This window comes from Elusimicrobiota bacterium, assembly GCA_016218575.1.
Taxonomy (GTDB): domain Bacteria; phylum Elusimicrobiota; class Elusimicrobia; order UBA1565; family UBA9628; genus JACRDN01.
Map to the genome: position 1 here is coordinate 12,587 of JACRDN010000022.1, position 24,989 is coordinate 37,575.

Here is a 24,989-nt window from a genome sequence, read left to right on the forward strand (position 1 = left end):
GCGCACGCCGGGGAGCTGGTCGGACCGGTCATGTCGCAACTGAAAAGGAGGTTGGAATCCATGGAAAAAGACGAGGCGGAGCCGGGAGTATCGACGGCGGGCGAGGGCGCGGACCTGCCATACGAGAACGACGTGATGTTGACGGGCCGGTGCGGGAACGCGCCGAAAGTCACCAAAACGGAGAAAGGCCACTTGAGGGCGGCCTTTTCGCTGACCGTCACGCGCGGCAAGGAGAGGACCTTCGTGAACGTGGTGGCCTGGGACGCTCTGGCGGAGAGCTGCGGACGGCTGGCCAAGAACGCCCCTCTGCATGTCGAGGGCCGCCTGCGAAGCTGGAAGGACGACGAGGGCAAGAAGTTCCAGTTGCAGGTCGTCGCCAACGTCGTGCAGCCGCTGAAGGACCCGCAGACCAAGGGCGTGGCGTCGCGCCAAGGGGAGTTGGCCGGCGTCTGAAACATCGCCCCGGCCCCCTTTGGGGGCCGGGGCCCGATTTGAGGAGAATCATGGATAGCGTCAGGGTCTATCGAAACATCAATACCGTGGACAAGTTCTTCGGCTTGGAACTTGTGGACGGCTGCGTTCTGCTGGTCATCTTCTTCGCGGCCTTCAGCATCAACCGCGAGGGGCTTTTCAGCAACGGGGCTCTTTTGGCGCTCGTTTATTTCGGGTTGCGAGCCATGAAGCGCGGCAAGCCCGACCGCTACATGCTGGTGCTGTCGCGCCACGTCTTGATGAGCCGATTCAAGAGGGCTCCCGCTTTTGCGGAATGCGAACCGTTGAGGCCCTATATCAGATGAACCGGATCGAGCTGATGTTGACCAACCTGAGGAGCATCCTGCACGGGCCGAAAGTCCCGCCGCTGGCGCAATACCTCAATCTCTGGAGCCTTTGGGGGGACACGCTCATCGGCGTCAACCTGGACTTCTCATCGGTCTATGAATTGGAGTTCGACAACATCTTTCTGATGGAGCCCGGCCGCCAGGACCTTTTCTCCGCGCAATCCCGCTCCTTCCTCAACGCGCTCCCGCCCGACGCCACCCTGCAATTCCTCGTCCGCATCCGCAAGGGAGACCCGGAGGCATTGCGGGAACACCGGCAGGCGGTCCTTGGGGAAAATCCCGAGGACTTCGCCAGGGCTATCATCGAGAAGAAATGCGAGTTCATCGAGGGCAAGTTCATCCAGCGCCGACGGTATTTTCTCTACGTCACGAGCCACCCGCGGGAGAGAAAGACCCCGCTGACCTTCATCCTCCCCACCTTCAACCACCCATGGCGGGAAGTCACGCGCGACTACCACGAGCTGCGGATCAAGGAACACTCGGCTCTGGAGCAGATCGTTTCCGAGCGGCTCCACAGCATGGGGCTTCGCTTCAGGAAATTGGCTGGGCAGGAGGTCCTCGACCTGGTTTTTGACCAGCTAAACCCGGGCCGGCCGCGCGGAATTGCCGCGCAAGGGCTTTCGCCGTTCAGAACCATCCGCGAGCAGGCGGCTTTCTACCCGTTGAAGGAGGAGTTCGACCACGTCCAGGTCAACGGAACGTATTTCAAGGGCTTGGGCCTTCTGAGGCTGCCCGAGGTTTCGCACCTGGGCTACACGCAGAAGCTCATCAACTCCCTTTGGCCGGATTCCGACCTCTGCCTCACCGTGCATTCCCTGGACACGGAGGGCGCGCTTTCAAGCCTCAAGCTCCGGAACAACATCACGCGGACGCTCGCTTTCTCGGCCTGGACCAAGAATTATGAGGCCGAGCAGAAGCACCTTGAGTTGGACGAGATGATTACGGAGATCCGCGCCTCGGCCCAGCGGCTTTTCCGCTTCGGCTTGTCGGTCCTGGTGAGGGCCGACAGCCTCGACGAGCTTAAGGACAAGACCAACCCCGTCATCGGCGCCTTCCACGATTTCGCTTCGGCCGAGGCGGCTTCCGACGATATGAACCATTTCCGGCTCTACCTCCAATCCATACCGGGGCATGGGGAACTGAACGACCGCAAGTTCTACGTCCAGACCAATGCCCTTGCCGGTTTCCTGCCGTTGACGGGCTCTTGGAGAGGCAGCCGCCAGAAGAAGATGCTGGTCGAGACCCCGCTGGGTGAACTGGTGGGCCTTGATCCTTTCGACGATGAGCTGCCGGCCAAGCACGGCCTCATTCTCGGGACGACCGGCTCGGGCAAGAGCTTCACCACCAACTATATCCTGAGCAACTTCATGGTCGAGTCCAAAAACAACCATGTGGTCCTAATCGACGTGGGAGGCTCCTACCGCAAGCTGGCGCGCTCCTTCAATGGAGAGTATCTCGAAGTCGCTTTATCCGAGGAGTTCGGGTTCAACCCCTTCCCGCTGAGGGCGCATATCGCTCCGGGCGGCCAGTTCGACGATGACGCCGTGGCCTATCTCTCCCTCCTGATCTCAAGGATGTGCGTCGAGCAGGGGACCGGCGTTTCGGTCTATCAAAAGGGTTTTCTGGAAAAGGCGATCAAGGCGGCCTATGCCGACAAGGAGGAGGTCGTCTTGTCGGACATCCGCGCGCAGCTTTTCAACCTGGCGAAGGAACATCCGACGGCCAAGGCCTTCGCCGATGCCCTGGAGCTATGGACGTCGGGCATGTACGGGCGGCTTTTCAACCGGCCGGGCGCGCTCGACATCTCCAACCGCATGGTGGTCTTTGACCTTCAGAACCTCGAAAACCACCCGGACCTTCAGGGAGTCTATTTCTTCGTGATCCGTTCGATCATATGGGGCAAGCTCCAAAACCGCGCCTTAAAGAAGATCATCGCCATAGACGAGGGCTGGAAGTTCTTCAACGACGACGTGGGGGCGGAGCTGATAGAGAACCTCTACCGCACGGCCCGCAAGTTCAACGGCGCTGTATTCTCCATCTCGCAGTCGCCCGCGGACTTTCTTGAGACGCGCGCGGCCAAGGCCATCATCACCAACAGCTACATCAAGTACATCCTCAAGCTGACCAAGGGGCACGAGCTTCTCTCGCAGTTTGACCTCAATTCCAACGAGGTCGAGGCGGTCAAGCAGCTCCAGTCCAAGCAAGGCGTCTTCACGGATGTTTTCGCCAAGTACGGCAACCATTCCATGGTGGTCCGCATCGAACCATGCCCCCTGGACTACTGGATTTGCACGACCGATGCCAAGGACCGGGTGCGCGAGGACCAGGTCCGGGCCGATAACCCCGGCATCTCGGAGACCGATCTGTTGCTCAAGCTCGCGGAGGCTCGATGAAACGAATTCTACCCATTCTGCTTATTCTGATATTCCTGACGGAGGCTCCCGCTCATGCGATCATCGTGGACACCTTCGTCGGCAGCCTGAAGTACGCCCAGGACCAGGCCTATCAGGCTTTCATGAAGCTCAAGATCATCGAGGAGATCCGCATCCTCAAACAGAACTTCGACGCCTCCGTGCGCTACTACAACGAGTTCAAGCGCCTCAACGAGGGCCGCGGCATCCTCTACAACGTGGGAATGCAGCTCAAGGTCGCCGCGGAGCAGATGGGCGACGACTTGCAGCGCTCCGTGGACCGCGACTTCATCAACACCTACAAGACCGATACCAAGGTGGACCAGTTCTTCCAGAGCATAGACCACGGGATCGCCAACAACATGAAGTACGCGGGCGACGAGCTGGGAAACCTCATCGCCAATCGCAAAATCGGTGTCGATATCGCCAGAAACGCCGGGAACCTTTCCCCGAAGGACGCGGCCAACCTCGCGGTGAAGGCGCAAGGCATTCAGCTTCAATATCTTTCCCAGATTCACGAGGATAATATCAGGATCATCGAGATACACTCCCTGCAACTGGCAAACGACACCAGGCGCCAGCAGGCCGAGCAGCGCCTGATCGAAAGCGTCCGCAAGAGCGTGAAGAAGTTGGCCCCGGGGGCCGTCCGTGAGGAGGAACCCAAATGAGCCCGAGCCTCTTCATCGACATCACCGTCATTCCCGCGAAGCTCTCCGGCCTTGCGGGCCTGGTCTCGGGCCTCGCCGGGGCCATGCTGGCTTTCATCATCCCCTTCACCATCATCGAGATGAACGTGAGGAGCCTGGAGTCCAAGGAGAGGCCAAGCTACAGCGGCCTTTTCACTCGGGTTTTTGCCGTGATCGTATGCCTGATGTGCTACCAGCGCCTCTTCTATTTCATCCTCAAGGTGTCCCAGATCATGTCTTTCGCCATTTTGAGCGAGCAGGATTGGGGAGACTTCCTGACCCGATCCCTGAAGGGCAGCGACTCGACCTATCCGACGCTCTCCATACTCTTTCACTCCGTCACGTCGATACAGCAGATCATCCTTTTCCTCTCGACGCTCGTCGCCGTCACGGTGAGGGACGTGATCGTGATGCTCCAGGGCTGCTTCTTGAGCCTCCTGTTCGCCTTCGGACCCATCGCCATCGTCTGCTCCGTGAACCAGAAGAGCGCCCAGGTCACCCGGGGCTGGCTTGCCAACTCCTTCCAGGCGGCGTTTTGGAGCTTCTTCCTGCGGCTGGTAATGCGGGTCTGGCTTACCTTGGGACCCATGGCCGCCTCGGCCGGAGCCGGCGGTGCCGACGACTATCTCGGGATGCTCACGGTGAACGTAACCTTCATCCTGCTGGTCCTGGGAACCCCGGTCGTTTCGGCGCGGCTGCTCTCGGGCGAGAACCTGGCGGCCTTCGGGGAGGCGGCCTTGGGCACAATGCAGACCTTGGTCATCGCCAAGACCCTATCCACCGGCAAATTCGCCAGCAGCGAGGTCGAGAAATACAAGAAAGCCTCGCCGCACGAGCAGAAGAGCTTCTTTCACCATCCCATTCCCGCCACCATGACTCGGACGTATCAGAGTCTCTTCGGCGCCCCGAAGGCCCCGAGCCGGACGGACGGCACGGGGAGCAAGTCATGAGCCTGCTGGGACGTTTCTTCAACAAGAAGGGCGCGGCCGGGCCACCCCCGACGGCCAGGGCCGCGGCCCCTATCGCGACTGCGATCCCGGCGTACTACGAGGTTTGGGGCAGCCTTGAACGCGCCAACCGGGCGCTGTGGGCCGGCCTCTGGCTGGCCACGACGACGGCCGTCCTGTGCCTCATCCTGGTGCGGCTTCTCATTACGCGACCGCCCATCGTGATCCGGGTTACCGACGCGGGCATGGCGCAAGTCGTCGCGGACCCAAGCCGCCAGCCCCCGGTCAGCGAGGCGGAGATCAAGAACTTCCTTTCGCTTTTCGAGAGGTTCTTCTTCGGCCTCAACGCCTACACCTACGAGGCGGATCTCAATGTGGCCTTCCCCATGATGACGGCGGGCTTCCAGCCGAAGGCGAACGACATGCTCAAGCGCCAAGGCACCATTGACGCCCTCAAGTCGAACCAGGGCCGCGTGACGGTGACTCTCACGGAACTGAAGGTTCTCCGCGACACGACCGATATCGTGGAGTGCCGGGTCATGGGAAACCGGCAAGTGGGCTCGTTCAAGCTGGACGGCGGCTCGGGACGGGTGGTTTTCGAGCACGATATCATACTGCGAAAGGTGCCTCGATCCGACAAGGCTCCCTACGGAGTCCTGGTCGATGATCTGCACGAGAGCGTCTATGAAAATACTCTTAAAAACTAGCGCGCCTTGGATCGTGCTCTCGGTAACGGCGGCGCTATGCGTCGTCTTTGGGCTCTCGTTCGGCAAGGAACGTTCGACCGGGACCACCTACAGCTCCTTCGGGAGCCTGGTTTCGACCTTTGCCGCCGCACAGGCTTCGTTGGACAAGCACCTCGGCTCGAATCCCTCGGCGGCGGTGGCGGCGACGACTGGCCAGGAGCCCGCCGGCGGGCTCACAGTTTACGATCAGTCTCCCTCTGAGGTGACCAAGACAACCGCCACCGCTCCAGGCGCTCGAATGCGGAGAGCGGGCCGCCATCGTTCTTCCCTGAAAGGCGCACCGGCCCGGCCTCCGGCTCCAGCGCCGCCTGATTCGCCGGACAAGCGAAACGGTGCTCCCTCCCCGATCGAGGGAATCCCGGTGGCGGCTCCCGCGGCAGAGCCCGCGGTGGGACCGATTGAATTCACTCCCGATTTGATCCGCGACTCATTTGACGGCGAGCTCTCGAAGTTTCCTCTCGACCTGAAGATCGCCAATGAGAGGGTGTCCCTGCGCCTTGAGGGTCTGTGCCGTTGGCGCGGCCACTTCATCCTGAAGGTCGCCGTAGACAACCAGACGGGCGGAGACTTCTTCGTGAAAGAGCTTTCCGCCTATGACGGGTCGGTTTACGTGACGATCAAATCCTATTTCAGGCTCCTGGTGGAGCCCGGAAGGACCCGGGAGGGACATTTGCTTTTCGATGCCCCCGCGGGCGCCAAAGTCAAAATCACACTAAAGGAGGATCGGGAGAACGGCCGGGCTATGGAGTTGCCAGTCCGCTATCCCTTTTGAAATCCATGCACACGACATTGCCGGAATTCTTGGAAAGGAAACCGCACTCGCCTTCGAGACCCGTTCCGCCCACGCGAGCCATGATCGAGGCCCTGCACCGGCCTTTGAGCGCGATCTCCTCGCCGCCTTTGGACGACAACGGCGCTCCCATGGAGGAGGAACCCATGCGCCTCAAGGATGTTGCCTCTGCCGCCAGCCCGAAGGCGGCGGAGCCCAACCCGTTCTTCAAATTCCGGTTCAAGCGCCCCTGGTTCGGCGAGTACACCACCAAGGATTACAAGTTTGTCCTGCGGGTGGAGCACTTCCCGGAGCTGATGCGGTTGGTCAATGAGTTCAACAAGACCAGGCCGGAGGACGAATTCCCGGTCAGCGTCTCCGACATCGTGAGCGCGGCGCTCGATTTCGTTCTGGACCACCCCGTGGTATTGACCGGTCTAAAGAAACCGGAAGAAATCCGCGAGGCCATGGCCACCGCCATTTACCGGAAGGCTTACTGGCCGTTGAGGCAGCTCCATGAGCTATTTTAGGCCCATGCGGCGCCGGATATGGCTGGGAGCCTGGCTGGTGGCGCTTGGTTCCGCCTGGCCCGCCTTGGCTCAGGAGAAGCGCGCGCCTCCGGCTCCTGAAAAGCCGGCGCGGGCCAAAGCGGATTCCGATTGGCAGGGGGTCAGCCAGAAGACGGCATCGAAGGCGCGGTATTTCCTCCCGACCGGATTTTCCTTCCCGGCTCGGCTTGAGAACGCCATCTACTCCTACAACGTGGAGACCCCGGCCATCGGCATCGTGGAGCGGGGCATCAAGTACCTGGATAAGGTCGTGGTCCCGCCTGAGACGCGGATCATCGGGACTGTCACGGTCCAGAAGAGCCATGACAGGGTACTGGTGAATTGGCACACGATGGTATTCCCGGAGGGGGACGAGATCAAGTTCTCCGGAATCGCGCTCTCCGTCGATGGCTCCGCGGGCCTGAAGGGCAAGGTCGAAACCCACAAGGATTCCGCGGTCGCAAACACGGTGCTGAGATCCGTGGTCTCGGGCACCCAGGCCGCCCTCGACATTACGGGGGTGAGCCCGATCGCGTCGCAGGCCACCCAGGGCGTCTCGCAGGAAGCGTTGAAAGAACTGGATATAGAAAAACAGCAGGTGGCGACGAGCATCTCGATAGACTCGGACGTGGGCCTGCGCATTTTCGTCAATCAGCGCGTGGAGTATTGATGATAGAATTAGAAATCCTTCGCGGACCTGAAAGCTACTTTCCAGAGAACCTTCAGCCCACACGAAAAATCTGGGACCGTTTCCAAGCAGAGTCGGAAAGTTCCGCGCCGGCACGGTCGGCAAAAACGCCTTCTTCCTTCGACGACATCCCCGAATCCCGTGGGGGATACGCCGAGATATACAGCACCAAGCATCAGCGGGTCCTGCTCCGGGTGGACCACATCACGAAGATGGATGCCATCCGCAAGGGCTTTAACGCCAGCCGTCTGCACCCCGGACAGCGATCGCTCACCACGAGCGACATCGTGAACGGGGTGCTGGACTTCGCTTTCGAGCACCGGATTCCGTTCTACGAACTGCAGGACGCCGACGGCCTCAAGGATTTGATCTCTAAAAGCGTCTACCGGAGCGTTCTTTCGAGATGGAAACAGTTCAACGAGGCGTTTTGATGGGTCTTGACAGAGGTATACTTATACATTACACTGTTAGTAATTCGCTAACAGGAGATAATACTACTAGAATGACCAGACGCAGCCTGTCGAAAAGAGAAGGCGACCTTGTTCTGGCCCTTGAGTGGGAGAAGCAGCGCTTTGTCAGCCTCAAGGACATCAGAAGGCGCCTGCGGTGCTCCCCCGAGTACGCCCGCTTCATGGCGCATGCCCTCCACAAGAAAGGATGGCTTGAGCCCCTGGCTAAGGGCCAATCTCAGCTCATCGGCGCCGAGCGGGGTCCGAAGGGCGTCCGCGAAATGAATCCCTATGTCGTGGCGCGTTTTCTGCCGAACCCCTATTTCTTCGCGTACCGCTTCGCGTGCGAGCATTATGGTCTTCTGACGCAGGTGCCGACCACCATCCATGTCGCGCTCAAGCGTCCGAAGCGTCCGCTGGAGCTCAAGAATGTCCGGTTCGAGTTCGTCGTCCTGACGCCAAAGAGATTTTTCGGGTTCGAGGAAATCACCATCCTCGGTGAAAAGATTCAGGTCTCCGACCTTGAGAGGACGGTCTTGGACGCCCTGGACCGGCCCGAGCTTGTCGGCGGCATAGAAGCCTCGATCCAGGTCCTATTCCACGCGGGCAAGAAGGCCGACTACGCTAAACTCCTAGGCTATCTCAAGCGAATGGATGATAGGGCGTTGTCGCGGCGCTTCGGTTACTTGGCGGACCAGCTCAAGTTGGAGTTTCCAAAGGAGCTGTCCCAGTATCTCCGGGCGCAGGTGAACAAAAATCCGGCCTACCTCGGTTCCCCGGCGCGCTGGGGAAAGGACGGCCAACGCGACCCCGGTTGGAATCTCGTCATAAACGTTCCCAAGCAGGAGCTTCTAGGGGAGGTCCGAATAGGATGATCGAGCAAAAACACACCGAGTTGTTCGCGCAGGGCGCCCAGGTGCCCCTCGCCGTCGCCGAGCGGGAGATCGTGCTGACTTACGTCCTGAAAATTCTCGAGGACGCGGGGCTTCTCAAGTCCCTGGCCTTCAAGGGCGGCACGTGCCTGCGCAAATGCGTCTACGGCAAGGAGACGAGGTTCTCGGTGGACCTGGATTTCACCAGCCTCACCGAAGCGGCGGCGGACGACGTGATCCTGGGGCTGGTGACGGCACTCGACAAGCCGGCCTACGGGTTGACCTTTCAGATCGAGACCAAGGATTTCTATGTGGCCGAGGATGGCTTTTCTTGCGGCGCGACCGTCGGCTATCGCCATTCATGGAACGAGGCCCGGTTCAAGCTGGATGTGAGTCTTCGTGAACGGCCGTCCCTTTCCTTGGCCGTCATGCCTTTCCAATCCCAGCCCTACTTCAAATCGCTGGAGTTCAAACCATCCCAGGTCGCCTGTTTCCGGTTCGAGGAACTGCTCGGCGAGAAGATCCGCGCCGCAAGCCAGAGGGTTCGGGCACGGGACCTTTACGACCTGGCGAAAGCCGCGGAGAAGCCCATAAGCGCGCCCGTGATCCGGGCCCTGGCCGTCATCAAGTGCTGGAACGTCCGCGACGCCTTCGATCCGGCGCGTTTTCTGCAAAGACTCCGGTCGAGCCAATACGACTGGGAGGACCTGAGGCAGTTGGTGCGGCGGAGCGAGAAAATCGATCCGGAGAGACTGATCTCCCTCTGCGAGAACCGGTACAAGTTCCTGCTGTCATTGACGGAAAAAGAGAAGCAGTTGATCGCCGACGCGAAGCGGCATAAATTGAAAGACCTTCCCCGGACTTTGCTCAAGGAGGTAAAGGCATGACGGAACGATTGTTGACGATCGAGGAGGTCTGCCACAAGCTGGGCGGCGTGAAGCCGTGGACGATCCGCTGTTGGGTGAGCCAGCGCCGGATACCCTACACGAAGGTCGGCCGGCTGACCCGATTCCCCGAGTCTCAAATAAACGAGTGGATCAGGTCGAACACTCATGCGCCCGTGGAAGCCTAGCTCAGGGAACTTTTTTGAGGGATAAACGTTGTATATGGAGGGGCTTTTAAAAGCGAGGTGAGCGATGGGAGTCTATAAAAAGGACGGGAACTGGTTCATCGATTACAGGGCCTACGGCCGGCGCATCCGTGAAAAGATCGGAGAGAGCCGAAAACTGGCCGATTCAGTGCTGGCCAAGCGCAAGACCGAGATCGCCGAGAAACGATTCCTCGATGTGCGCAAGGTGAGCCGGGAGACGTTCCGCGAATTCTCGGCGCGGTACCTGGAATGGATTCAGGGCCGCATCAGGACCGTCGATGACGACCAGCAGCGCGTCCGCCGGCTGTTGCTGACATTCGGAAACCTGCAGCTCGCCGAGATCGACATCGCCCAAGCCGAGAAATACATGGCCAAGCGTCTGCAGGACCCGATCTCTCACCCTTTTTGGGGCAGAACGGGGGCGGCGCTGGCGCGGCGAACCCCTGAGGAGCGAGCGGCCAAACTGAAAGCCTGGGCGGCAAGAAATACCAGGACCGTCTCGAAGTCCACGGTGAATCGTGAAATCGCCTGCTTGAGGAAGATACTCAATAAGGCCGTGGATTGGAAAGTCATCCCGGCCAACCCGCTGCGCGGCATCAAGCTGTTCGATGAGCGCGAGTTCATTCGGAAGCGTTACCTCAAGCCCGATGAAGTCCGGCTGTTGCTGGAATCCTGCACCCCGGCGCTGCGAAACGTCGTCACCTTCGCCCTTTATACGGGACGAAGGCAAGGGGAAATTCTCGGCATGCGCTGGCAGGACGTGGATTTGCAAAACGGCTACGTCTACTACCCGCGCACGAAGAAGAAGGAGCCCGACCAGGTCTCCATCCCGCCGCGAGCCCTGAAACTCCTGGAGACCCTGTCCGCCGGCCCGCATGGGGAATTCGTCTTCAACCAGGATCGGAGCCAGACGCAACCGCTGAGGTTCGTTCAGCATCAGTTCACGCAGGCCTGCTTCAAAGGCGGCATCAAGGGTTTCCGCTTTCATGATCTCCGCCACACCGCCGTCTCGTACATGATGATGAACGGAATCGACCTCAAGACCATCGCGGAGCTTGTCGGACACACGACGGCCGAAATGGTCGATCAGCGCTACGGACACCTGTCGCCGGACCACAAGCGCGTGGCGACCGAGATCTTCGGCTCCGCGATGGATCGTCTCACAGGCCTCGCCAACGAGGTCCGCGAGGGCTCGGTACGATACCGCGCCAAGGCCAAGGTCAAATTCTAGGCAATGGGACCTGACTGGCGACAATTTGCTATCATGACTCAATCGCGACAAGCGCAGGGACTCCGCGAGGAGTCCCGTATTTTGGGTTGTGCGGCTCGATGCGTGGGCCGTGATGGGTTTGGGGTCACTTTGTTGGACAGAGTGTCCAGGTGGATCGGCGGTGGACACTTTTTGGACACTTTGAGGATTTCGGCTCGCGCAGGCCGGAATCTTTAGACCGCTCAGCCCGTAGAATTGCTTATGGTTTTCAATACTAAATTGAAGACCACTCAAATTTTGGAGAGGTGGGTGAGCGGCTGAAACCGACGGTTTGCTAAACCGTTGTATCTGTGTAAACGGGTACCGAGGGTTCGAATCCCTCCCTCTCCGTGATTTTCATCAGTCCCCGCCTTGAGAAAGAAACTCTCCCAGCTCTTCCAAAGACGCGAGCTTCCGGCAGCGGGGAATGGCCCCGAGGAATGCCTCTCCATAAGAGCGGCGGACAATTCTGGGGTCGAGCACGACCACGGCTCCGCGGTCGGTGGAGGAGCGGATGAGGCGCCCGAAGCCCTGGCGGAACTTCATGACGGCGCGGGGCAGGCTGTGGGAGTCAAAGTAGGAGCGGCCCAAGGACTCGTGCCAGGCGCGGCGGGCCTCCTCCATGGGAGAGGCGAAATTCGGGAAGGGAAGCTTGGCCAGGACCACGCAGGAAAGGGCCTCTCCGGGCACGTCCACGCCCTGCCAGAAGGTGTCCACACCGAGAAGGACGGCGTTGCCGGCCTTCATGAAGTCGCTGAGCAAGGCCTCATGGCCCGAACGCCCCTGCACCCAGAGGGGGCGCTTCTTCAACTTGCCCTTCATCTCCTCGTGGACCGCGCGCAGCATCCTCCAGCTTGAGAAAAGCAGGAACACCCCTCCGGGGACCTTGCGGACGATCTTGAGGCAGGCGCGGGCCAAGGCCCTGGCGTGGCTTTCACCCTCCGCGGGCTCGGGTAAGTCCTCGAGGATGAGGAGCCCGGCCTGGCTTTCGTAATCGTAAGGGGAGTCGAGCACGAGCTCTCGAGCGCCCGAGAAGCCCACCCTGGACTTGAACTCGCCGAGGCCGTTTCCGGAGGAGAGGGTGGCCGAGGTCATGACGGCCGGAATCTCCCGCGACCAAAGGCCTTCCTCGAGCCTTGAGCCCACCTCCAAGGGCACCGAGCGCAGCTCGACGGCTCCGCCCGACCATTCGACCCAGCGCGCCGTGCTTTCGCTTTCCTCGCCCAGGATGGCGACCAGATCTGCGCGCAGGGCCGAGGCTTTTCCCTGGAGACTATGCAGTTCCAGAAGAGAGGCCTCGTCGGCTTCGCTCCGGGAGCCCTGAGCCTCGAGCTCCCGGATCAAGGCGGATTCGAGCGCGGTCAGAGCGCCGGGCGAGGGAGGGGCCTTCTCCTGCGACAAAAGCCTCCCGCCCTCCTTGGCGCCGGGAGAGAAGCCGTGCTCCCGGGCCAACTCCGCGAAGAAGGCCTGGCCCGCCCGCTCGAACTCGCCGAGAATCGGCCCCAAGTCCGGAACCACGGCGGCCCAGGGCCGCAAGTCCTCGGCCAGGCGGCTCCAGCGCGCCGAGGAGACCGCGACCCCGTAGTGGGAAACAGCGCTTTCCTCGAAGGAATGGGCCTCATCTATGACAATGGCGTCGTAGGGGGGCAGGCGTGCGCCGGAGAGAAGAAGGGCGTGATTGACCACGAGAATGTGGCTCGACTCGGCTCTTTCCCGGTCCTTGCGGTAGAGGCAGCGCGTTCGCGCCGCCCCGGCCGGGCAAAGCTCGGGATCGCGCGAGACCCGGCTCCAAAAAGCTTGGCTGACAAGGCAGGGCATGGACGAGCGATGAGCGGTCTCAGCGCTTCGGGCCCAGGAGGCCATTTGGGCCAGCGCCCGGCGCTGGGCCTGGGGCAAAGGCTCGGCGGAGGCCGCGAGTCTTTCCAGCCTCCGCAGGCAAAGGTAGTTATCCGCGCCCTGCAGCATGGCGTAGCGTAGAGTAAGGCCGAGGCGCTTCATAGCCTCGGCCGCCAGAGGGAGTTCTTTCTCTAGTATCTGTTCCTGAAGAGCCCGCGTGCAGGTCGAGACGAGCAGGCGCTTGCCTTTTTGCGCCGCCCACAAAGCGCCGGGCAGGAGGTAGGCCAGGGACTTGCCGACTCCGGTCCCGGCCTCGACCACGAGGCGGCTTTCGCCCTCCAAGGCCTCGGCCACGGCCTCGGCCATCTTCAACTGCTGGGGGCGGGTTTCGTAGCGCGGCGAGACATCCGCCAGAATCCCGTCGGGGGCGAAAAGCTGGGCGAGCATCCGAAGGATTATATTAATAAAGCAAGGGCCTATTTCCCATGGGCCCTTCGGCTTCGCCGTCCTAGGACCTTCGCTCCTATCCCGCGGCGCCGCCCCGCGGTATACTACCAAGGCAGATGAAACTCGGACGCCTCGCCTTGATAGGCCTTGCCGCCTTTCCCTCCCCGGCGTTCTCTGCCCAGACGGACGGCACGTTCAAGACCGTGAAGCTCGCGCCCCAGGGGCAAAAAACACTCCACCTGCCGCGCCCGGAGATCATCGCGGGAATGCGCATCAAGGCGCCTTCCTCGGCCCATCTGGAACAAACGGCGGAGCATACGCAACTGCTGCGCCCCAACGCCTCTCAGGAAGAAGCCGCCGCAGCCATGGGGCGGCCCTATTCCGGCGCCCCGCGACAAGAGACGGAGCCTCACTCGGCCATGACAAGGCCCTTTGCCCTTGCCGCGGCCCGCCCCACCCAAGCTCTCCCCGCATTGAGGGATGCCGAATGGGCCAGGAGCTTGTGGAGCGGAAAGCCGGAGGAAGTTTCACAGGCCGCCGCGGCTTTGGAGGCCACCCTCGCCGACCCCGAGCAGGTCGTGTCCCCCGAGCTAGAGCCCTTGCTGAGGGGGGAAATCCTCGCTTATCTGCAGCAGGGCCCGTCGTCCCGGCCGAGCCTCAAGAGCAACGGCAGGCACGAGCCGGAAACCAGCATCCAGGAAATATTCCGGACCTACGAGACCATGGCCGCGGAGAAGCCGTTTTTAATCCCCCATGGGTTCTTGGGAGAAATGCTGGATTTGTGGCAAGTCGAGCCTCAATCCTGGATCAGGGACTCGAAGTCGTTCGACCTATCGCTTTGGATTTTCAGGAAATTGCTGACCATCGTTTGGTACGCCGGTGCCGCCGTCTCGGAGGCAGAGCGCGAGCTCCTGAAGGGCAAATGGAAGGAGATCGAGGCCAACGCCGCCTCCATCGCCTTCATGCGCGGCCGCAACGACCCCCTTCTTCGGGAAACCCGGGCATGGCTGGCGCAAATGCCGCGCCTGCCGGAGCTCCCCGCGCGGACTTCGAGAGAGGCGCTGGCCTTGTCCCGTCCTCTCCGGCAGGATAAGAGAATCATGGACTTGGACGCTCCGGCGGCCCGGGTCCTTTGGGCCCGGGACGGCTCTTCCTTCATCGTGGGAACCGAGAACGGCGAGCTTTCCCTTTGGGACCCCAGGCGGAGAAAACCCCTCTGGACGATGTCAATGGGGGAGCAGGGCGTCAAAGATTTGGCCCTGAGCCCGGACGGCGAGACCTTCTTCATCCTCTTGAAGGACGACGCCAAAATATATCAGCGGGGCTGGCTCGACGGGGAAAAGAGGGAGATCATCACGATCCACGAGAAGCATACGGAGGAAACCCTGCTCTCGCTGGCCGTGAGCCCGGAAAGCCATTTGCTGGCCGGCCTGAGCTCCGAAGGGCGGATCTGGATATGGGCCACCGCCACCGGAGCCCTGCGGAAGATAATCCAGACCAATAATATCTCTCCAGGTGACAGAGCCATTCAATGGACCCCCGATGGAAGAAAGCTCGCATGGGTTGACTGGCATGCTACTACAGGCAAGATCATGGTGATCCACCTCGACCACTACTCCGTGGAAACGGGGCTGAGGGATCGCAGGCCCATCAGCATCCGCCGGCAACAAAAACACGAACACTTTGTATCCATCAGTCCTGACGGAAATTCTCTTGTTCTTTCCAGCATGAAGTGCACGATGCTGGATAACATATCCCATGATTCTGTAGACGCACGCTGGACACCCATCCTGGAGATAGTCCATTCCGGCCCATTGTCGAGACTCAATCCCTCAAGATACATCACCATGGGCAGGGAAACCGCCAGCCGGGTTACCAACATCGCCTGGAGCCCGGACGGCAGGCTCCTGGCCACCGCCGAGGACAACGGCCGCGTCGTTATTTGGGACGCGGCTTCACTGAAGCCGATTCAAAGCCCGTGGGGCCATTCAGGCACCGTCAATGCCATCGCCTTCAGCCCTGACGGAAAATGGCTGCTCACCGGCGGCAGCGATAAAACGGCCCGCCTTCACCCCGTCCAACTCCGCTGATCCGGCCTGATCCCGGACCGCGGGATTATATTATAATGGGCTCTCACGGACCCGAGCCGCGCATGAACAAGACCGAGACCCTGGAAGTCGAGCGACTGTGGCAGGCCGCGCGCTTTTTGCCGCAGAGCGCGCGCCTGCTTGGCACCCGCTACCGCCACCTTTTTCTGGCCTACGCCAAGCAGTTCACGGCGGGGGGAGAGGCGCGCACCGTGGCCGACGCCCTGGGGTTCATCGAGTTCGCCTTCCGGCAGAACCGGGTGGCTCTGCTCGAGCCAGAGCAAAAGGCCCTGCGCCAGGACGCGCGAAAGCTCTTGAGGCGCTACACGCTGCGCCGCGACGGCCCGGCCTTGGAGGCGGTGGAGAAATGGAGGATCAGGCAATGGCTCAACATTTGAGGCTTGAAGGCTCCCCGGCGGCCCACCGGGCGGGGCTCATCCTGGGGCGGGAGAGCGAGGTCTTGCGGCAAATCCACGAGGAGACTCCCAAGAAGGGCATCCCTCCCATTCACATCGGGGCCGAGGAGGGGCAAATCCTCCACTTCCTGGTCCAAGCCTGCTCGGCCGTCAAGGCCGTGGAGATCGGGACCTTGGCCGGCTACTCGGCCTGCTGGATCGCCCAAGCCCTGCCCGAGAACGGGGCCCTTTACACCCTCGAATTCAACCCCAAGCACGCGGCCGCGGCCCGGGAGAACATCCGCAAGGCGGGGCTTAACTCCAAGATATCGGTCGAGGAGGGGGCCGCTCTCGAGCTCCTGCCCGCTTTGGCCGCCCAAGGACCTTTCGACTTCTGCTTCATAGACGCCGACAAGGTGAATTACCCGAGCTACCTGCGCTGGGCCGTCGAAAACGTCCGCCCCGGAGGGATAGTCGCGGGAGACAACGCCTACCTCTTCGGCAAGCTCCACCTCGCCCCCAAGGACGCGGGCGAGGACGCGGCCGGGGTGCCGGCCATGCGCGAGTTCTTGAAGCTCATGGCCGATCCGCAGTATTTCTCCTCCTGCGCCATGCTGCCCACCGCCGAGGGGCTGGCCGTGGCCGTGCGGGCGGGCTGATGCCCGCGACCGCAGCGAGGCCCACGCGAGAGAGCCGCTCCGAGGCGGAGCCGCGCGGCGACTACGAGTGGAAGACCATCCTCCACAACTGCGAGTGCCACACCTTCGACCAGGTCGAGCGCCAGCTCATCAAGGCCATCCGCTGCTCTTTGTCCCAGGCCAGGAGATTCTCCATGGAGGTTCACACCCAGGGCTCGGCGGTGGTCTACCATGGGGCGCGGGAGCGCTGCGAGGCCGTGGCCATGGTCCTGGAAGAGATCGGCCTCCAGGTCCGGGTCTCGAAATAAAATTTGCTAAAGTAGCGCCGTGGCAGGAACTCCCGCCGCTAAAAGCCCGATGCCCCGCCGGCGCCTTGGCCGGACCGGGCTCATGGTCTCCGAGATCGGCTTCGGGGGTTGGGGGATCGGGAAATCCATGTGGGGAAAAACCGATGACGCGGAGTCTCTCAAGGCCCTGCGCGCGGCCTTGGACGCCGGCATCGTCTACTTCGACACGGCCTACGCCTACGGCCGGGGGCATTCCGAGAGGCTGATCGCCAAGGCGCTCAAGGAGTCGCGGCGAAGCGCTGTGGTCTCCACGAAGATACCTCCCCGCAACATGGAGTGGCCGGCGCGCCCGAGCACGCCCCTGGCCTTGGCCTTCCCGCCGGACTGGATCTCGTTCTGTGTGGAGCGCTCGCTCGGCAATCTCGCCGTGGACTGCCTGACCTTGGAGCAGTTCCACGTCTGGACCGACGCCTGGCTCAAGGACCCGCTCTGGCCCGAGGTCGCCGAGACCTTCGCCAGGCTCAAAAAGGAGGGCAAGCTCCGCTTCGTCGGCGCCTCTCTCAACAGCGACGACCCGGACTCCGCCTTGGAGCTCGTGAAATCGGGCTTGGTGGACCAGGTCCAGGTTCTCTTCAACCTCTTCGATCAAAGGGCCGCGGACCGCCTATTTCCGCTCTGCCTTGAGAAGGGGGTGGCCGTGGTCGTGCGCTGCCCCTTCGACGAGGGAAGCCTCACCGGGGAGCTCAGGCCCGAAACCCGGTTCGAGCCCGAGGACTTCCGCGGCCACTATTTCGGAGGGGAGCGCCTGGCCGAGACCTGCCGCAGGGTCCAGGCCCTGGAGCCGGCCGTGCTGGGAGAAAAGGCCCCCGTCTTGGCGACGGCGGCCTTGAAGTATTGCCTGAGCTTTCCCGCGGTCTCGACCGTGATCCCGGGCATGCGCAAGGCGGCCCACGTGGAGAAAAACGCCCGGGCCGCGGACTCCGACTACTACGGCCCCCGGGAGCTCGAGGCCATCGCGGCCCATCGCTGGGTGCGGAACTTCTACACTTGAAGATATCAAACTGCGTCCGGACACGCTCGGCATTAGCCCTGGGAGGGCTCGGGCTCTGCCTCGCCTTCAACGGCTGCTTCTGGGCTTTCATGGGCGGGGCCGCGGAGGGCGGCTACGTCGCCGGGCAAAAGGACCGCGGCGCGGGGGAAACAGTCTCCGATCAATGGATCCACGCCAAGGTCAAGGCCGCCCTTCTCGGCGAAGGCAGGCTGCGCTCCGGCCATATCAACGTGGACGTGGACAAAAGCGTGGTCACCTTGCGCGGCCTGGCGCACACCGAGGAGGAGCGCCGGCTCGCCCTGGCCCTGGCCCGCTCGATCAAGGGCGTCAAGGATGTCAAAGACGAGCTCAAGCTTCCCTAGCCTGGCCCAAGCCGCGCCCTGGCTCGTGTTCGCCCTGGCGCTCGGGGCGCGTTTGGCCTATGCCGCCTGGATAGGCCAGGGCCCGGCCGCGCGCGCGGGGGACGCCCTCGAGTACCACCTCTACGCGGTAAATCTGCTCGACCACGGGCGCTACCAGATTCCGGCGGGCCTGGCCTGGCGCACGCCGGGGTATCCCCTGTTCCTGGCGGGAATCTACTCTCTTTTCGGACGGGGGGTTCTCCCGGTCCAGCTCGTCCAATGCCTGCTCGGGGCCGGGGCCTGCCTGTTAACATTCCTGATCGCCCGAGAAAGCCTGGGCTCGCTGAAGTGGGCGGCCGCGGCCGGACTCGCGACCGCCTGCTACCATGACCTGATCTCTCCCTGCGCGCGACTGCTCACCGAGGCGCCCGCCACTTTCCTCGTCACCGCGGTCTTTTGGCTGCTGGCGCGAAACTCCCGCGGCCTCGGGAAAATGACGGCGCTCGGGGCCGGGGCTCTCCTGGGAGCGGCGTTTCTGATGCGCTCGGAAGTACTGCTGTTCCTGCCGATTTTGATGGCACTCCAGTACTTCGCAAGACCGGAAACAACCCCGACACACGCCAGGTTCTTGATTTTCATCTTGGCGAGTTTCAGCATGTTCTTACTTCCCTGGGCCCTGCGCAACCAGAGGGCCCTCGGCCGGCCCGTCATCACCGGCACGGCGGGCTCCTTCAACCTCTACGCCTGGGGCGTGCCGCGCACCGTGCGCCTGCGCCTAGGCGGGGTCAGGAATTACGCGGAGCCGGACCAGTCCCTGGACGAGCTGAAGAAAGGGGAGTTTTATCGCCGTGCGGTCAAGAAATTTTACAAGGAAACTCCGCTCCCGGTCTTGGCGCGCGCGATCCTCATCAATCTCGCTCTCTTCTACTATCCATTCCATCCGGGATTCGACCCGACCCTCGTCTTTTTCTTGCCGCTCGCATTCGCCGGGATATGGATGAGCCGCAAAGAGCCCCGCGCCCGGCCCTGGGCCGCGTGGGTTCTCTACCTCACGGCCCTGCATCTCTTCGTGGCCGTGGGGGAATCCCGTCACCGCCAGAAGCTGGGAACGGCCGTCGTCCTTCTTTCCTTCCTGGCGCTGAAGACATTGCGCGAGAAATGGGGAGAGAAGTCCTTCTCCCGCGCCCTCTGGGCCTGGTCCGGAGCGAACCTGGCCGTGTGGGTGTGCTCGCCATTGCTGCGCCGCATCATCCTATCTGCTATTTTCTAATGGCACGATCATGATCTTGCTCATCAACCTAATCGGATTCCTGCTCGTTCCTCGGCTTTGCGTCGCCATGTCAGCAAACCAGCCGCTTCTCAGAAAGATCGAAATCATCGACACCAATAATTTCCTTGCGCCTGGGGCTTCCTCTTATCCATTCGACATGACCGACAACTCCGCCCTCCAAAAACTGCGCTCCTATGTCGCCAAGAGGGCAGCTTTTGAGCCGGCAAACGATCCCGAGGTGATCATCCGCGTTCTCGACTGGGTGAGCGCCCAGTGGGAGCATGACGGCATGAATGAGCCCAGAAAAGATGAATCAGCTCTCGACATTCTCAAAGATGTCCACGAGCGCGCCAAGCGTTACCGTTGCGTCGAGTACGGTCTCGTCGCATCCGAGCTCCTGCGCTCGTTGGGATATCCGGCTCGATCCGTAGAGATCGACTCCGATGATTTCACCTATGGCGGCTTTGGGCGCCAGCACGTCGCCGCTGAGGTTTGGTCCAATAGCCTCCAGAAATGGGTATTCATCGATCCCCAGAACGGTGCCTATCCCACTTTTGATGGCGAACTCTTGAGTTTTTATGATTTATACGATCTAAAAAGACGAGGAAAATTCGCTGCGGTCCAGTTCAATGTAACCGAAAGCTTCAGAAAACGCTATCCGGATTTCAACGATCACGAATTCGACCGAACTTACCGGGAGTTTATTGCAAGGTACTTCGGGCATGTGGCAACGACCGTCAATCTCTCTGGGAGGAAACATCTTCTCGCTTTGCAGCTCGATGACAAGACCCAAGCGCTGGCCTTTCAAGGGTGGCCGTATGAGAATGCTGTCTATACACGCAAGCCGGAGGACTTCTATCCCGACATGAATCGGACCTTGATTAGTTTCGAATATCGAAACAAGCGCAGCGGCACAAAGCAGGAGTTGCTGCTGGCCCAGGGAATCAAGACGGAAGAAGAATATCTGGCCAAAATGCCCCTTTGGGCTCCCAAGCCCGACTTCATAGTCTCATTGGCGAATGGCTCCGCCTGGCATTCATATTACGCGTATCGGACATCGAGGCAAGGAGCCTGGGAGCATCTTGACGGAAACTCCATGCCCTGGTCCCTGTCTGCCGGCGACAACTTTTTCGAAGTGCGCTCTATTAATAAGATGGGGATCCCCGGCCCAAGTTCTTTCGTCGTCATCCGTTACCATTAGACATTTTGGCCGCCGGCGCCCACTCCATGTTCCCGGGGTTTTGAAAGGCCCTTCGCCGCGAGACAAACCGGGGCGGATAAGGCGACCTGATTCATAAAAAACGCCGCCTTTGCCAATATATTTTAAGTCCAACTTTCGCCGGCGAAAGTTCGCGGGCTTGGAAACGGAGCAAATTGCCGCGGTCTTGCTTGGGACCGCGATTTGGAGGGCTCGGGCCTATTTATCCCGACGACCCCGTGGGGAAGGGGGCCCCTTTAGGGGGGAACCCAGGACGGGTTCCCCGGGGCCCGGGGGCGGAGGGATGAATAGGCCTGGGCCCTCAAAGCCCGGGAACATGGCGGCACCCATCCTTGAATTTTTCTAGTTTCCGGGCCATACTCCCCAGGACATGGCCAGAAGCATTTCGCGGCACGCCCTTGCCGCTTCTTTGGCGCTGGCCTTCTGCCTTGCTGGGACGGCGTCGGCCGAACAGTTCACGGCCCCGGCAACCGAGGACGCATGCAAAAATGAAGTCCGTGATCCAGCCTGGACCAAGGTCCAATGCCTGAACGCCTACGCCGGCGGAAAAATATTTAAAAAGCTGCTCGCGGGAAGCGGTCTCCCCCAAGGGGAGCTCCTCTTGTATTTTTTGACGCATAAAAACGAAATAAACGCCAAGTATATCGAATCTCTTAAAGAAATCCGGATCAACGGAGGGCTCCTGAGATTGCCTTCAAAAGCCTTGATCGCCGCGATCTCCCACGAAATGGGGCATTGGATTCAAAACACCGTCTTGTTCAAAGGCGAGCTGATTGATGATGATTTCGGATACTCCCCGTGGAGCGATAAGAAGGTGGAGGGCCACGCCGATTGGCTGGGAGCTCGGCTCGCGGTGCGGGCGGGCTACAAGCCCAGGGACTGGATACTGGGCGCCATTATCTTATTCGGCTGCGCAAAAAATATCGAAAAGGAAGGCCGCACTCATCCCTCGCTCAAGAACCGTTTCGTCAACCTCATGAGCAAGGAAGCCAAACTGCGCTCCTGGGTGCGCGGCGACTACGAGCTGACCCATCCCAAGCCCTTCGTCATTGGGGAGTCCCCGGACATGTTCGACCAGCATGGGGCCATTCCCCGCGCCCGCCCCCTCTCCGCCCTGGAGGTGCGCCAGCGCTGCTCGGAATACTCATACGCCTGGCTCGCCGAGGAAAAGGAATTTCTCGACCTGACGGCCTCCTCCCTCGAAGCGCTTGAAGAAATGCCGGTCGCCGAGAAAAACTGCCTGGCCCACGACGAAAGAAACGGCGCATATTGATTTTGTAACAATTCCTCTTATACTACTAGGGCATGTCCGGACGAAAAACGCTTGCTGTAAGCGCGGCTTTTCTGTGGCCCCTTCTTACGGCTCATGCCGCGGGCTCGCTCGAAGCCAAAGCCTCCCTCCAGCGGGCGGAAGAGCTCTTCCTCAAGGGCGACTGGAGCCGGACCCTCAAGGCCGCAAGCGAGCCCGGCGCCATGGGCGTCTATCCCGAGCAGGCGGGGGCCTTGCGCGCCCGGACTTTGGCGGCCTTAGGCTCCCAGGAAGAGTCAGCCAACGAGGCGCGCCAAGTTCTCGCCCGGCTCCAAGGCGCTTCCTTGGGCAATCTCGGCGCGGGGGAACGCGTCCTTCAGGCAAGCATGCTCCTGATCCTCGGCCAGCCCCAGGAGGCTTTGGCCAACTTCAACGCGGCCCTCTCCCTCGACAAGAAGTCCGCGGCGGCGCTCGAGGGCCGGGCCCGGGCCTGGCGGGCCCTCGGCAAGCCCGCCGAGGCGGTGAAGGACCTCGACGCTTTGATCGCGCGAAATCCCGGCGTCCCGCTCTATTTCTACCACCGGGCCTACGCCCGCCGGGAGCTGGGCCAATATCCAGCCGGCGTGGCGGACATCACGCAAATCCTGCGGCGCAACCGAAATTTCTACCCCGCCTACGGCCTCTTGGGAGAAGTCTTCGCCCTCCAGGGAGACAAGAAGAGGGCCGCGCAGGCCTTCGGCAAGGCCTTGGAGATCAACCCCGATTACTCCTTCGCCTACCTTGGCCGGGCGGCGCTGGCAATCGCCGCCGGTTCTGAGGAGGAGGCCTTCAAGAACTTCGCCTTGGCCGTGCGTTCGGACATGGCGGGCTACGCTCCCTATTACAACAGGGGCGAGGCCTATTGGAGGCGCGGCAGCAAGGACGAGGCGGCGCGGGATTACAAAAAGGCCTTGGAGGCTGCCGGGGTCCCTCCGGAAGCCGTCCTCGTCATGGGCGAGCGCCTAGCGGCGCTGAAGCTCTTCGAGGAGGCGGCCCGGGCCTTCGGGCGAGGCTTGTCGGCGCCCGCCACCAAGCTCAAGGCCCGGGCCTTCCTCGGCCGCGGCCGGGCCTCTTTGGCCCTTGGCCGCCAAGAGGCCGCCTTGGCCGATTTCAACGAAGGAATCGCGCTCGAGCCCAAGAATGCGGAGCTGAGGCTTGCCCGCGGGGCCTGCTACGCCAACGCGGACAGAGGCCGGGAAGCCCTCGACGACTTCAACGCGGCCCTCGAGGCCGATCCCAAGTCCGCCGAGGCTTACAGCCGCCGCGGCGCCTATTTCGCGGCCGCGGGAAGGCCTGAGGAGGCCTTGAGCGACGTCCAAGCCGCGGCCGCTCTTGAGTCCGGCAATCCCCAATACCAACTGCGCCTGGGCATGCTTTATCTGAAGGTCAGACGCTTCAATAAGGCCGTGGAGGCCCTGAGTTCGGCGTTGGCCTCGGACGTCCCCGCCTCCTGGATCTTGGAGTCCCGCGCCGCGGCCTATGCGCAGCTCGGCGACAAGAAGAGGGCCCTCGAGGACCTCCACACGGCCCTCGAGGCCGACCCCCAACAGGCCTCGCTCTACAAGGCCGTGGGCCAAGCGCATCTGCTCAGCCACGACTACGAGGCCGCGGCGCGGGCCATGAGCCAGGCCTTGGAGCTCAACCCCAAGAGCGCCGCCGCCTTCCTCGGCCGCGGCAAAGCCGAGGCCGCCTCGGGCGAGCTCAAAAAAGCCCTGCGCGATTTCAGCCAAGCCGCGCGCCTGGCACCCCGCTCCGCGGAGGCCCTTGCCGCCCTCTGCCAGGTCCGGCGCTTCCTCAAAGAACCTCGCAAGGCCGTGGAGCAATGCGGCCGCGCCGCCGAGGCCGACCCGTCCTACGCCCCGGCCTATCTGCAAAGGGCCCTGGCCCATCTCGCGCTCAAGGAATATCCGCAGGCGATCGAGGACGTGGACTCCGCGGTCGGCCTGGGGCTCAAAAGTCCGGAGGGTTATCTCGCCCAGGCGGTCGCGCACGCGGCCATGCGCCAATACCGACAGGCGCACAAGGAGTACCTGGTGGCCCTCCAGCTCCACCCTGGAGTGCGCTCGCCGGAGATCGGCTTCGGCCCGGCCGCGGGCCGCGACGACGACTTCTACAACGCGATCTGGGACCTCGAGAAGACCCTCAAGGCCGACGACTCCAACCCCTACGTGCACGTGCTCAAGGGCGACGCCCTGCACAACGCGGAGCTCTACGACAAGGCGGTCTTGGAATACACCAGGGCCATGGATCTGGACGGGACAATCGCCGACGCCTATTCAGGACGCGCCCTCTGCCAGGCCTCCCTCGAGTCCCTCGAGGACGCCCAGCAGGACGCGCTCAAGGCCATGGAGCTGAACCGAGACGATTTCCAGCTCCACGTCCAACTGGCCAACATCCTGACCTTGAAGCAGGTCTACCCGGAGGCCCTGGCGGAGATACGCAAGGCCATACGCCTCAACCCCAAGGGAAGCCAGGCCTTCCTGCGCGCGGGGAACATCTATTACTTCCAGAAGGACTTCAGGCGCGCTCTCGACAATTACGAGCTCGCGGTGAAATACGACCCGGACAATCCCGTGACCCTGAACGGGCTCGGCCTCGGATTCTTCGCCCTGCGCCGCTATCCCGAGGCCTTGGAGGCCTTCAGCCGTGCCATCGCCGCCAACCCCAACATGGACCGCCCCTACCGCAACCGCGGCTCCACCTACGTTAACATGCGCGCCTTCGCCAACGCGGCGGCGGACTACAAGATCGCGAGCCTGGCCAACACCGACCCGTCCATGGCCGCCGAGTATCAAAGGCTTATTGAAGACAGCCTAGGAATGCTAGAATGACGCGC

General features: G+C 61.8%; 25 protein-coding genes and 1 tRNA gene. 25 read left to right on the forward strand and 1 reads right to left on the reverse strand.

Annotation, left to right across the window (positions count from 1 at the left end; genetic code table 11):
• Window positions 1-60: 60 nt before the first annotated feature.
• The 15 genes from HY921_12130 to HY921_12200 all read left to right on the forward strand — a co-directional run bounded on the left by HY921_12130 (window position 61) and on the right by HY921_12200 (window position 11,645).
• Window positions 61-453, forward strand: a complete 393-nt coding sequence (locus tag HY921_12130; protein ID MBI5631617.1) for a single-stranded DNA-binding protein — start codon at window positions 61-63, stop codon at window positions 451-453.
• A 50-nt stretch (window positions 454-503) separates the two neighbouring features.
• On the forward strand, window positions 504-797 hold the full coding sequence (locus tag HY921_12135; GenBank protein ID MBI5631618.1) for a hypothetical protein: 294 nt from the start codon (window positions 504-506) through the stop codon (window positions 795-797).
• Window positions 794-3,232: an ATP-binding protein gene (locus HY921_12140; GenBank protein MBI5631619.1), complete on the forward strand. Its 2,439-nt coding sequence runs from the start codon at window positions 794-796 to the stop codon at window positions 3,230-3,232. The genes HY921_12135 and HY921_12140 overlap by 4 nt, the downstream gene beginning before the upstream one ends.
• Window positions 3,229-3,918, forward strand: a complete 690-nt coding sequence (locus HY921_12145; GenBank protein MBI5631620.1) for a hypothetical protein — start codon at window positions 3,229-3,231, stop codon at window positions 3,916-3,918. Before HY921_12140 ends, HY921_12145 begins: the two co-directional genes overlap by 4 nt.
• The gene (locus tag HY921_12150) at window positions 3,915-4,886 is read left to right on the forward strand and encodes a hypothetical protein (GenBank protein MBI5631621.1); all 972 of its coding nucleotides are present in this window, start codon (window positions 3,915-3,917) and stop codon (window positions 4,884-4,886) included. The genes HY921_12145 and HY921_12150 overlap by 4 nt, the downstream gene beginning before the upstream one ends.
• Window positions 4,883-5,590 carry a hypothetical protein gene (locus HY921_12155; protein MBI5631622.1) on the forward strand — a complete coding sequence of 236 codons (708 nt, stop codon included), beginning with the start codon at window positions 4,883-4,885 and terminating at the stop codon, window positions 5,588-5,590. The genes HY921_12150 and HY921_12155 overlap by 4 nt, the downstream gene beginning before the upstream one ends.
• Window positions 5,568-6,401 (forward strand): hypothetical protein, encoded by an 834-nt coding sequence (locus HY921_12160; protein MBI5631623.1) that lies wholly within the window; start codon window positions 5,568-5,570, stop codon window positions 6,399-6,401. The genes HY921_12155 and HY921_12160 overlap by 23 nt, the downstream gene beginning before the upstream one ends.
• A gap of 80 nt (window positions 6,402-6,481) precedes the next feature.
• Window positions 6,482-6,928, forward strand: a complete 447-nt coding sequence (locus HY921_12165; protein MBI5631624.1) for a hypothetical protein — start codon at window positions 6,482-6,484, stop codon at window positions 6,926-6,928.
• The gene (locus HY921_12170; protein ID MBI5631625.1) at window positions 6,915-7,616 is read left to right on the forward strand and encodes a TrbI/VirB10 family protein; all 702 of its coding nucleotides are present in this window, start codon (window positions 6,915-6,917) and stop codon (window positions 7,614-7,616) included. The genes HY921_12165 and HY921_12170 overlap by 14 nt, the downstream gene beginning before the upstream one ends.
• Window positions 7,616-8,065, forward strand: a complete 450-nt coding sequence (locus HY921_12175) for a hypothetical protein (GenBank protein ID MBI5631626.1) — start codon at window positions 7,616-7,618, stop codon at window positions 8,063-8,065. The genes HY921_12170 and HY921_12175 overlap by 1 nt, the downstream gene beginning before the upstream one ends.
• 71 nt (window positions 8,066-8,136) lie before the next feature.
• Window positions 8,137-8,958 carry a hypothetical protein gene (locus HY921_12180; GenBank protein MBI5631627.1) on the forward strand — a complete coding sequence of 274 codons (822 nt, stop codon included), beginning with the start codon at window positions 8,137-8,139 and terminating at the stop codon, window positions 8,956-8,958.
• Window positions 8,955-9,842, forward strand: a complete 888-nt coding sequence (locus HY921_12185; GenBank protein MBI5631628.1) for a nucleotidyl transferase AbiEii/AbiGii toxin family protein — start codon at window positions 8,955-8,957, stop codon at window positions 9,840-9,842. Before HY921_12180 ends, HY921_12185 begins: the two co-directional genes overlap by 4 nt.
• Window positions 9,839-10,027, forward strand: a complete 189-nt coding sequence (locus HY921_12190) for a helix-turn-helix domain-containing protein (GenBank protein ID MBI5631629.1) — start codon at window positions 9,839-9,841, stop codon at window positions 10,025-10,027. Before HY921_12185 ends, HY921_12190 begins: the two co-directional genes overlap by 4 nt.
• 64 nt (window positions 10,028-10,091) lie before the next feature.
• Window positions 10,092-11,276, forward strand: a complete 1,185-nt coding sequence (locus tag HY921_12195) for a tyrosine-type recombinase/integrase (protein ID MBI5631630.1) — start codon at window positions 10,092-10,094, stop codon at window positions 11,274-11,276.
• Window positions 11,277-11,554: 278 nt separating this feature from the next.
• Window positions 11,555-11,645, forward strand: a tRNA-Ser gene (locus tag HY921_12200).
• A 9-nt stretch (window positions 11,646-11,654) separates the two neighbouring features.
• Here HY921_12200 and HY921_12205 read toward each other — a convergent pair.
• Window positions 11,655-13,577 carry an ATP-dependent DNA helicase gene (locus HY921_12205; protein ID MBI5631631.1) on the reverse strand — a complete coding sequence of 641 codons (1,923 nt, stop codon included), beginning with the start codon at window positions 13,575-13,577 and terminating at the stop codon, window positions 11,655-11,657.
• Window positions 13,578-13,693: 116 nt separating this feature from the next.
• On the opposite strand from HY921_12205, the gene HY921_12210 reads away from it, so the two are divergent.
• From HY921_12210 to HY921_12255, 10 genes are all read left to right on the forward strand, one after another.
• On the forward strand, window positions 13,694-15,667 hold the full coding sequence (locus tag HY921_12210) for a hypothetical protein (protein MBI5631632.1): 1,974 nt from the start codon (window positions 13,694-13,696) through the stop codon (window positions 15,665-15,667).
• 62 nt (window positions 15,668-15,729) lie between these two features.
• Window positions 15,730-16,062 carry a hypothetical protein gene (locus HY921_12215; protein MBI5631633.1) on the forward strand — a complete coding sequence of 111 codons (333 nt, stop codon included), beginning with the start codon at window positions 15,730-15,732 and terminating at the stop codon, window positions 16,060-16,062.
• Window positions 16,047-16,718, forward strand: coding sequence for an O-methyltransferase (locus HY921_12220; GenBank protein MBI5631634.1), 672 nt, complete (start codon window positions 16,047-16,049; stop codon window positions 16,716-16,718). Before HY921_12215 ends, HY921_12220 begins: the two co-directional genes overlap by 16 nt.
• Window positions 16,718-17,005 carry an ATP-dependent Clp protease adaptor ClpS gene (locus tag HY921_12225; protein MBI5631635.1) on the forward strand — a complete coding sequence of 96 codons (288 nt, stop codon included), beginning with the start codon at window positions 16,718-16,720 and terminating at the stop codon, window positions 17,003-17,005. Before HY921_12220 ends, HY921_12225 begins: the two co-directional genes overlap by 1 nt.
• 49 nt (window positions 17,006-17,054) lie before the next feature.
• Window positions 17,055-18,035 carry an aldo/keto reductase gene (locus HY921_12230; protein MBI5631636.1) on the forward strand — a complete coding sequence of 327 codons (981 nt, stop codon included), beginning with the start codon at window positions 17,055-17,057 and terminating at the stop codon, window positions 18,033-18,035.
• Window positions 18,032-18,397 carry a BON domain-containing protein gene (locus HY921_12235; GenBank protein MBI5631637.1) on the forward strand — a complete coding sequence of 122 codons (366 nt, stop codon included), beginning with the start codon at window positions 18,032-18,034 and terminating at the stop codon, window positions 18,395-18,397. Before HY921_12230 ends, HY921_12235 begins: the two co-directional genes overlap by 4 nt.
• On the forward strand, window positions 18,369-19,646 hold the full coding sequence (locus HY921_12240) for a glycosyltransferase family 39 protein (protein MBI5631638.1): 1,278 nt from the start codon (window positions 18,369-18,371) through the stop codon (window positions 19,644-19,646). The genes HY921_12235 and HY921_12240 overlap by 29 nt, the downstream gene beginning before the upstream one ends.
• 10 nt (window positions 19,647-19,656) lie before the next feature.
• Window positions 19,657-20,847: a transglutaminase domain-containing protein gene (locus HY921_12245; protein MBI5631639.1), complete on the forward strand. Its 1,191-nt coding sequence runs from the start codon at window positions 19,657-19,659 to the stop codon at window positions 20,845-20,847.
• Between the two features lie 388 nt (window positions 20,848-21,235).
• Window positions 21,236-22,138 carry a hypothetical protein gene (locus HY921_12250; protein ID MBI5631640.1) on the forward strand — a complete coding sequence of 301 codons (903 nt, stop codon included), beginning with the start codon at window positions 21,236-21,238 and terminating at the stop codon, window positions 22,136-22,138.
• A 32-nt stretch (window positions 22,139-22,170) separates the two neighbouring features.
• Window positions 22,171-24,984, forward strand: a complete 2,814-nt coding sequence (locus HY921_12255; protein MBI5631641.1) for a tetratricopeptide repeat protein — start codon at window positions 22,171-22,173, stop codon at window positions 24,982-24,984.
• Window positions 24,985-24,989: the final 5 nt, after the last annotated feature.

What these genes read in the sequence shown, in the direction of transcription:
- HY921_12130 (MBI5631617.1), top strand. Translation starts at nt 61, where the DNA reads ATGGAAAAAGACGAGGCGGAGCCGGGAGTATCGACGGCGGGCGAGGGC.
- HY921_12135 (MBI5631618.1), top strand. Translation starts at nt 504, where the DNA reads ATGGATAGCGTCAGGGTCTATCGAAACATCAATACCGTGGACAAGTTC.
- HY921_12140 (MBI5631619.1), top strand. Translation starts at nt 794, where the DNA reads ATGAACCGGATCGAGCTGATGTTGACCAACCTGAGGAGCATCCTGCAC.
- HY921_12145 (MBI5631620.1), top strand. Translation starts at nt 3,229, where the DNA reads ATGAAACGAATTCTACCCATTCTGCTTATTCTGATATTCCTGACGGAG.
- HY921_12150 (MBI5631621.1), top strand. Translation starts at nt 3,915, where the DNA reads ATGAGCCCGAGCCTCTTCATCGACATCACCGTCATTCCCGCGAAGCTC.
- HY921_12155 (MBI5631622.1), top strand. Translation starts at nt 4,883, where the DNA reads ATGAGCCTGCTGGGACGTTTCTTCAACAAGAAGGGCGCGGCCGGGCCA.
- HY921_12160 (MBI5631623.1), top strand. Translation starts at nt 5,568, where the DNA reads ATGAAAATACTCTTAAAAACTAGCGCGCCTTGGATCGTGCTCTCGGTA.
- HY921_12165 (MBI5631624.1), top strand. Translation starts at nt 6,482, where the DNA reads ATGATCGAGGCCCTGCACCGGCCTTTGAGCGCGATCTCCTCGCCGCCT.
- HY921_12170 (MBI5631625.1), top strand. Translation starts at nt 6,915, where the DNA reads ATGAGCTATTTTAGGCCCATGCGGCGCCGGATATGGCTGGGAGCCTGG.
- HY921_12175 (MBI5631626.1), top strand. Translation starts at nt 7,616, where the DNA reads ATGATAGAATTAGAAATCCTTCGCGGACCTGAAAGCTACTTTCCAGAG.
- HY921_12180 (MBI5631627.1), top strand. Translation starts at nt 8,137, where the DNA reads ATGACCAGACGCAGCCTGTCGAAAAGAGAAGGCGACCTTGTTCTGGCC.
- HY921_12185 (MBI5631628.1), top strand. Translation starts at nt 8,955, where the DNA reads ATGATCGAGCAAAAACACACCGAGTTGTTCGCGCAGGGCGCCCAGGTG.
- HY921_12190 (MBI5631629.1), top strand. Translation starts at nt 9,839, where the DNA reads ATGACGGAACGATTGTTGACGATCGAGGAGGTCTGCCACAAGCTGGGC.
- HY921_12195 (MBI5631630.1), top strand. Translation starts at nt 10,092, where the DNA reads ATGGGAGTCTATAAAAAGGACGGGAACTGGTTCATCGATTACAGGGCC.
- HY921_12205 (MBI5631631.1), bottom strand. Translation starts at nt 13,577, where the DNA reads ATGCTCGCCCAGCTTTTCGCCCCCGACGGGATTCTGGCGGATGTCTCG.
- HY921_12210 (MBI5631632.1), top strand. Translation starts at nt 13,694, where the DNA reads ATGAAACTCGGACGCCTCGCCTTGATAGGCCTTGCCGCCTTTCCCTCC.
- HY921_12215 (MBI5631633.1), top strand. Translation starts at nt 15,730, where the DNA reads ATGAACAAGACCGAGACCCTGGAAGTCGAGCGACTGTGGCAGGCCGCG.
- HY921_12220 (MBI5631634.1), top strand. Translation starts at nt 16,047, where the DNA reads ATGGCTCAACATTTGAGGCTTGAAGGCTCCCCGGCGGCCCACCGGGCG.
- HY921_12225 (MBI5631635.1), top strand. Translation starts at nt 16,718, where the DNA reads ATGCCCGCGACCGCAGCGAGGCCCACGCGAGAGAGCCGCTCCGAGGCG.
- HY921_12230 (MBI5631636.1), top strand. Translation starts at nt 17,055, where the DNA reads ATGCCCCGCCGGCGCCTTGGCCGGACCGGGCTCATGGTCTCCGAGATC.
- HY921_12240 (MBI5631638.1), top strand. Translation starts at nt 18,369, where the DNA reads ATGTCAAAGACGAGCTCAAGCTTCCCTAGCCTGGCCCAAGCCGCGCCC.
- HY921_12245 (MBI5631639.1), top strand. Translation starts at nt 19,657, where the DNA reads ATGATCTTGCTCATCAACCTAATCGGATTCCTGCTCGTTCCTCGGCTT.
- HY921_12250 (MBI5631640.1), top strand. Translation starts at nt 21,236, where the DNA reads ATGGCCAGAAGCATTTCGCGGCACGCCCTTGCCGCTTCTTTGGCGCTG.
- HY921_12255 (MBI5631641.1), top strand. Translation starts at nt 22,171, where the DNA reads ATGTCCGGACGAAAAACGCTTGCTGTAAGCGCGGCTTTTCTGTGGCCC.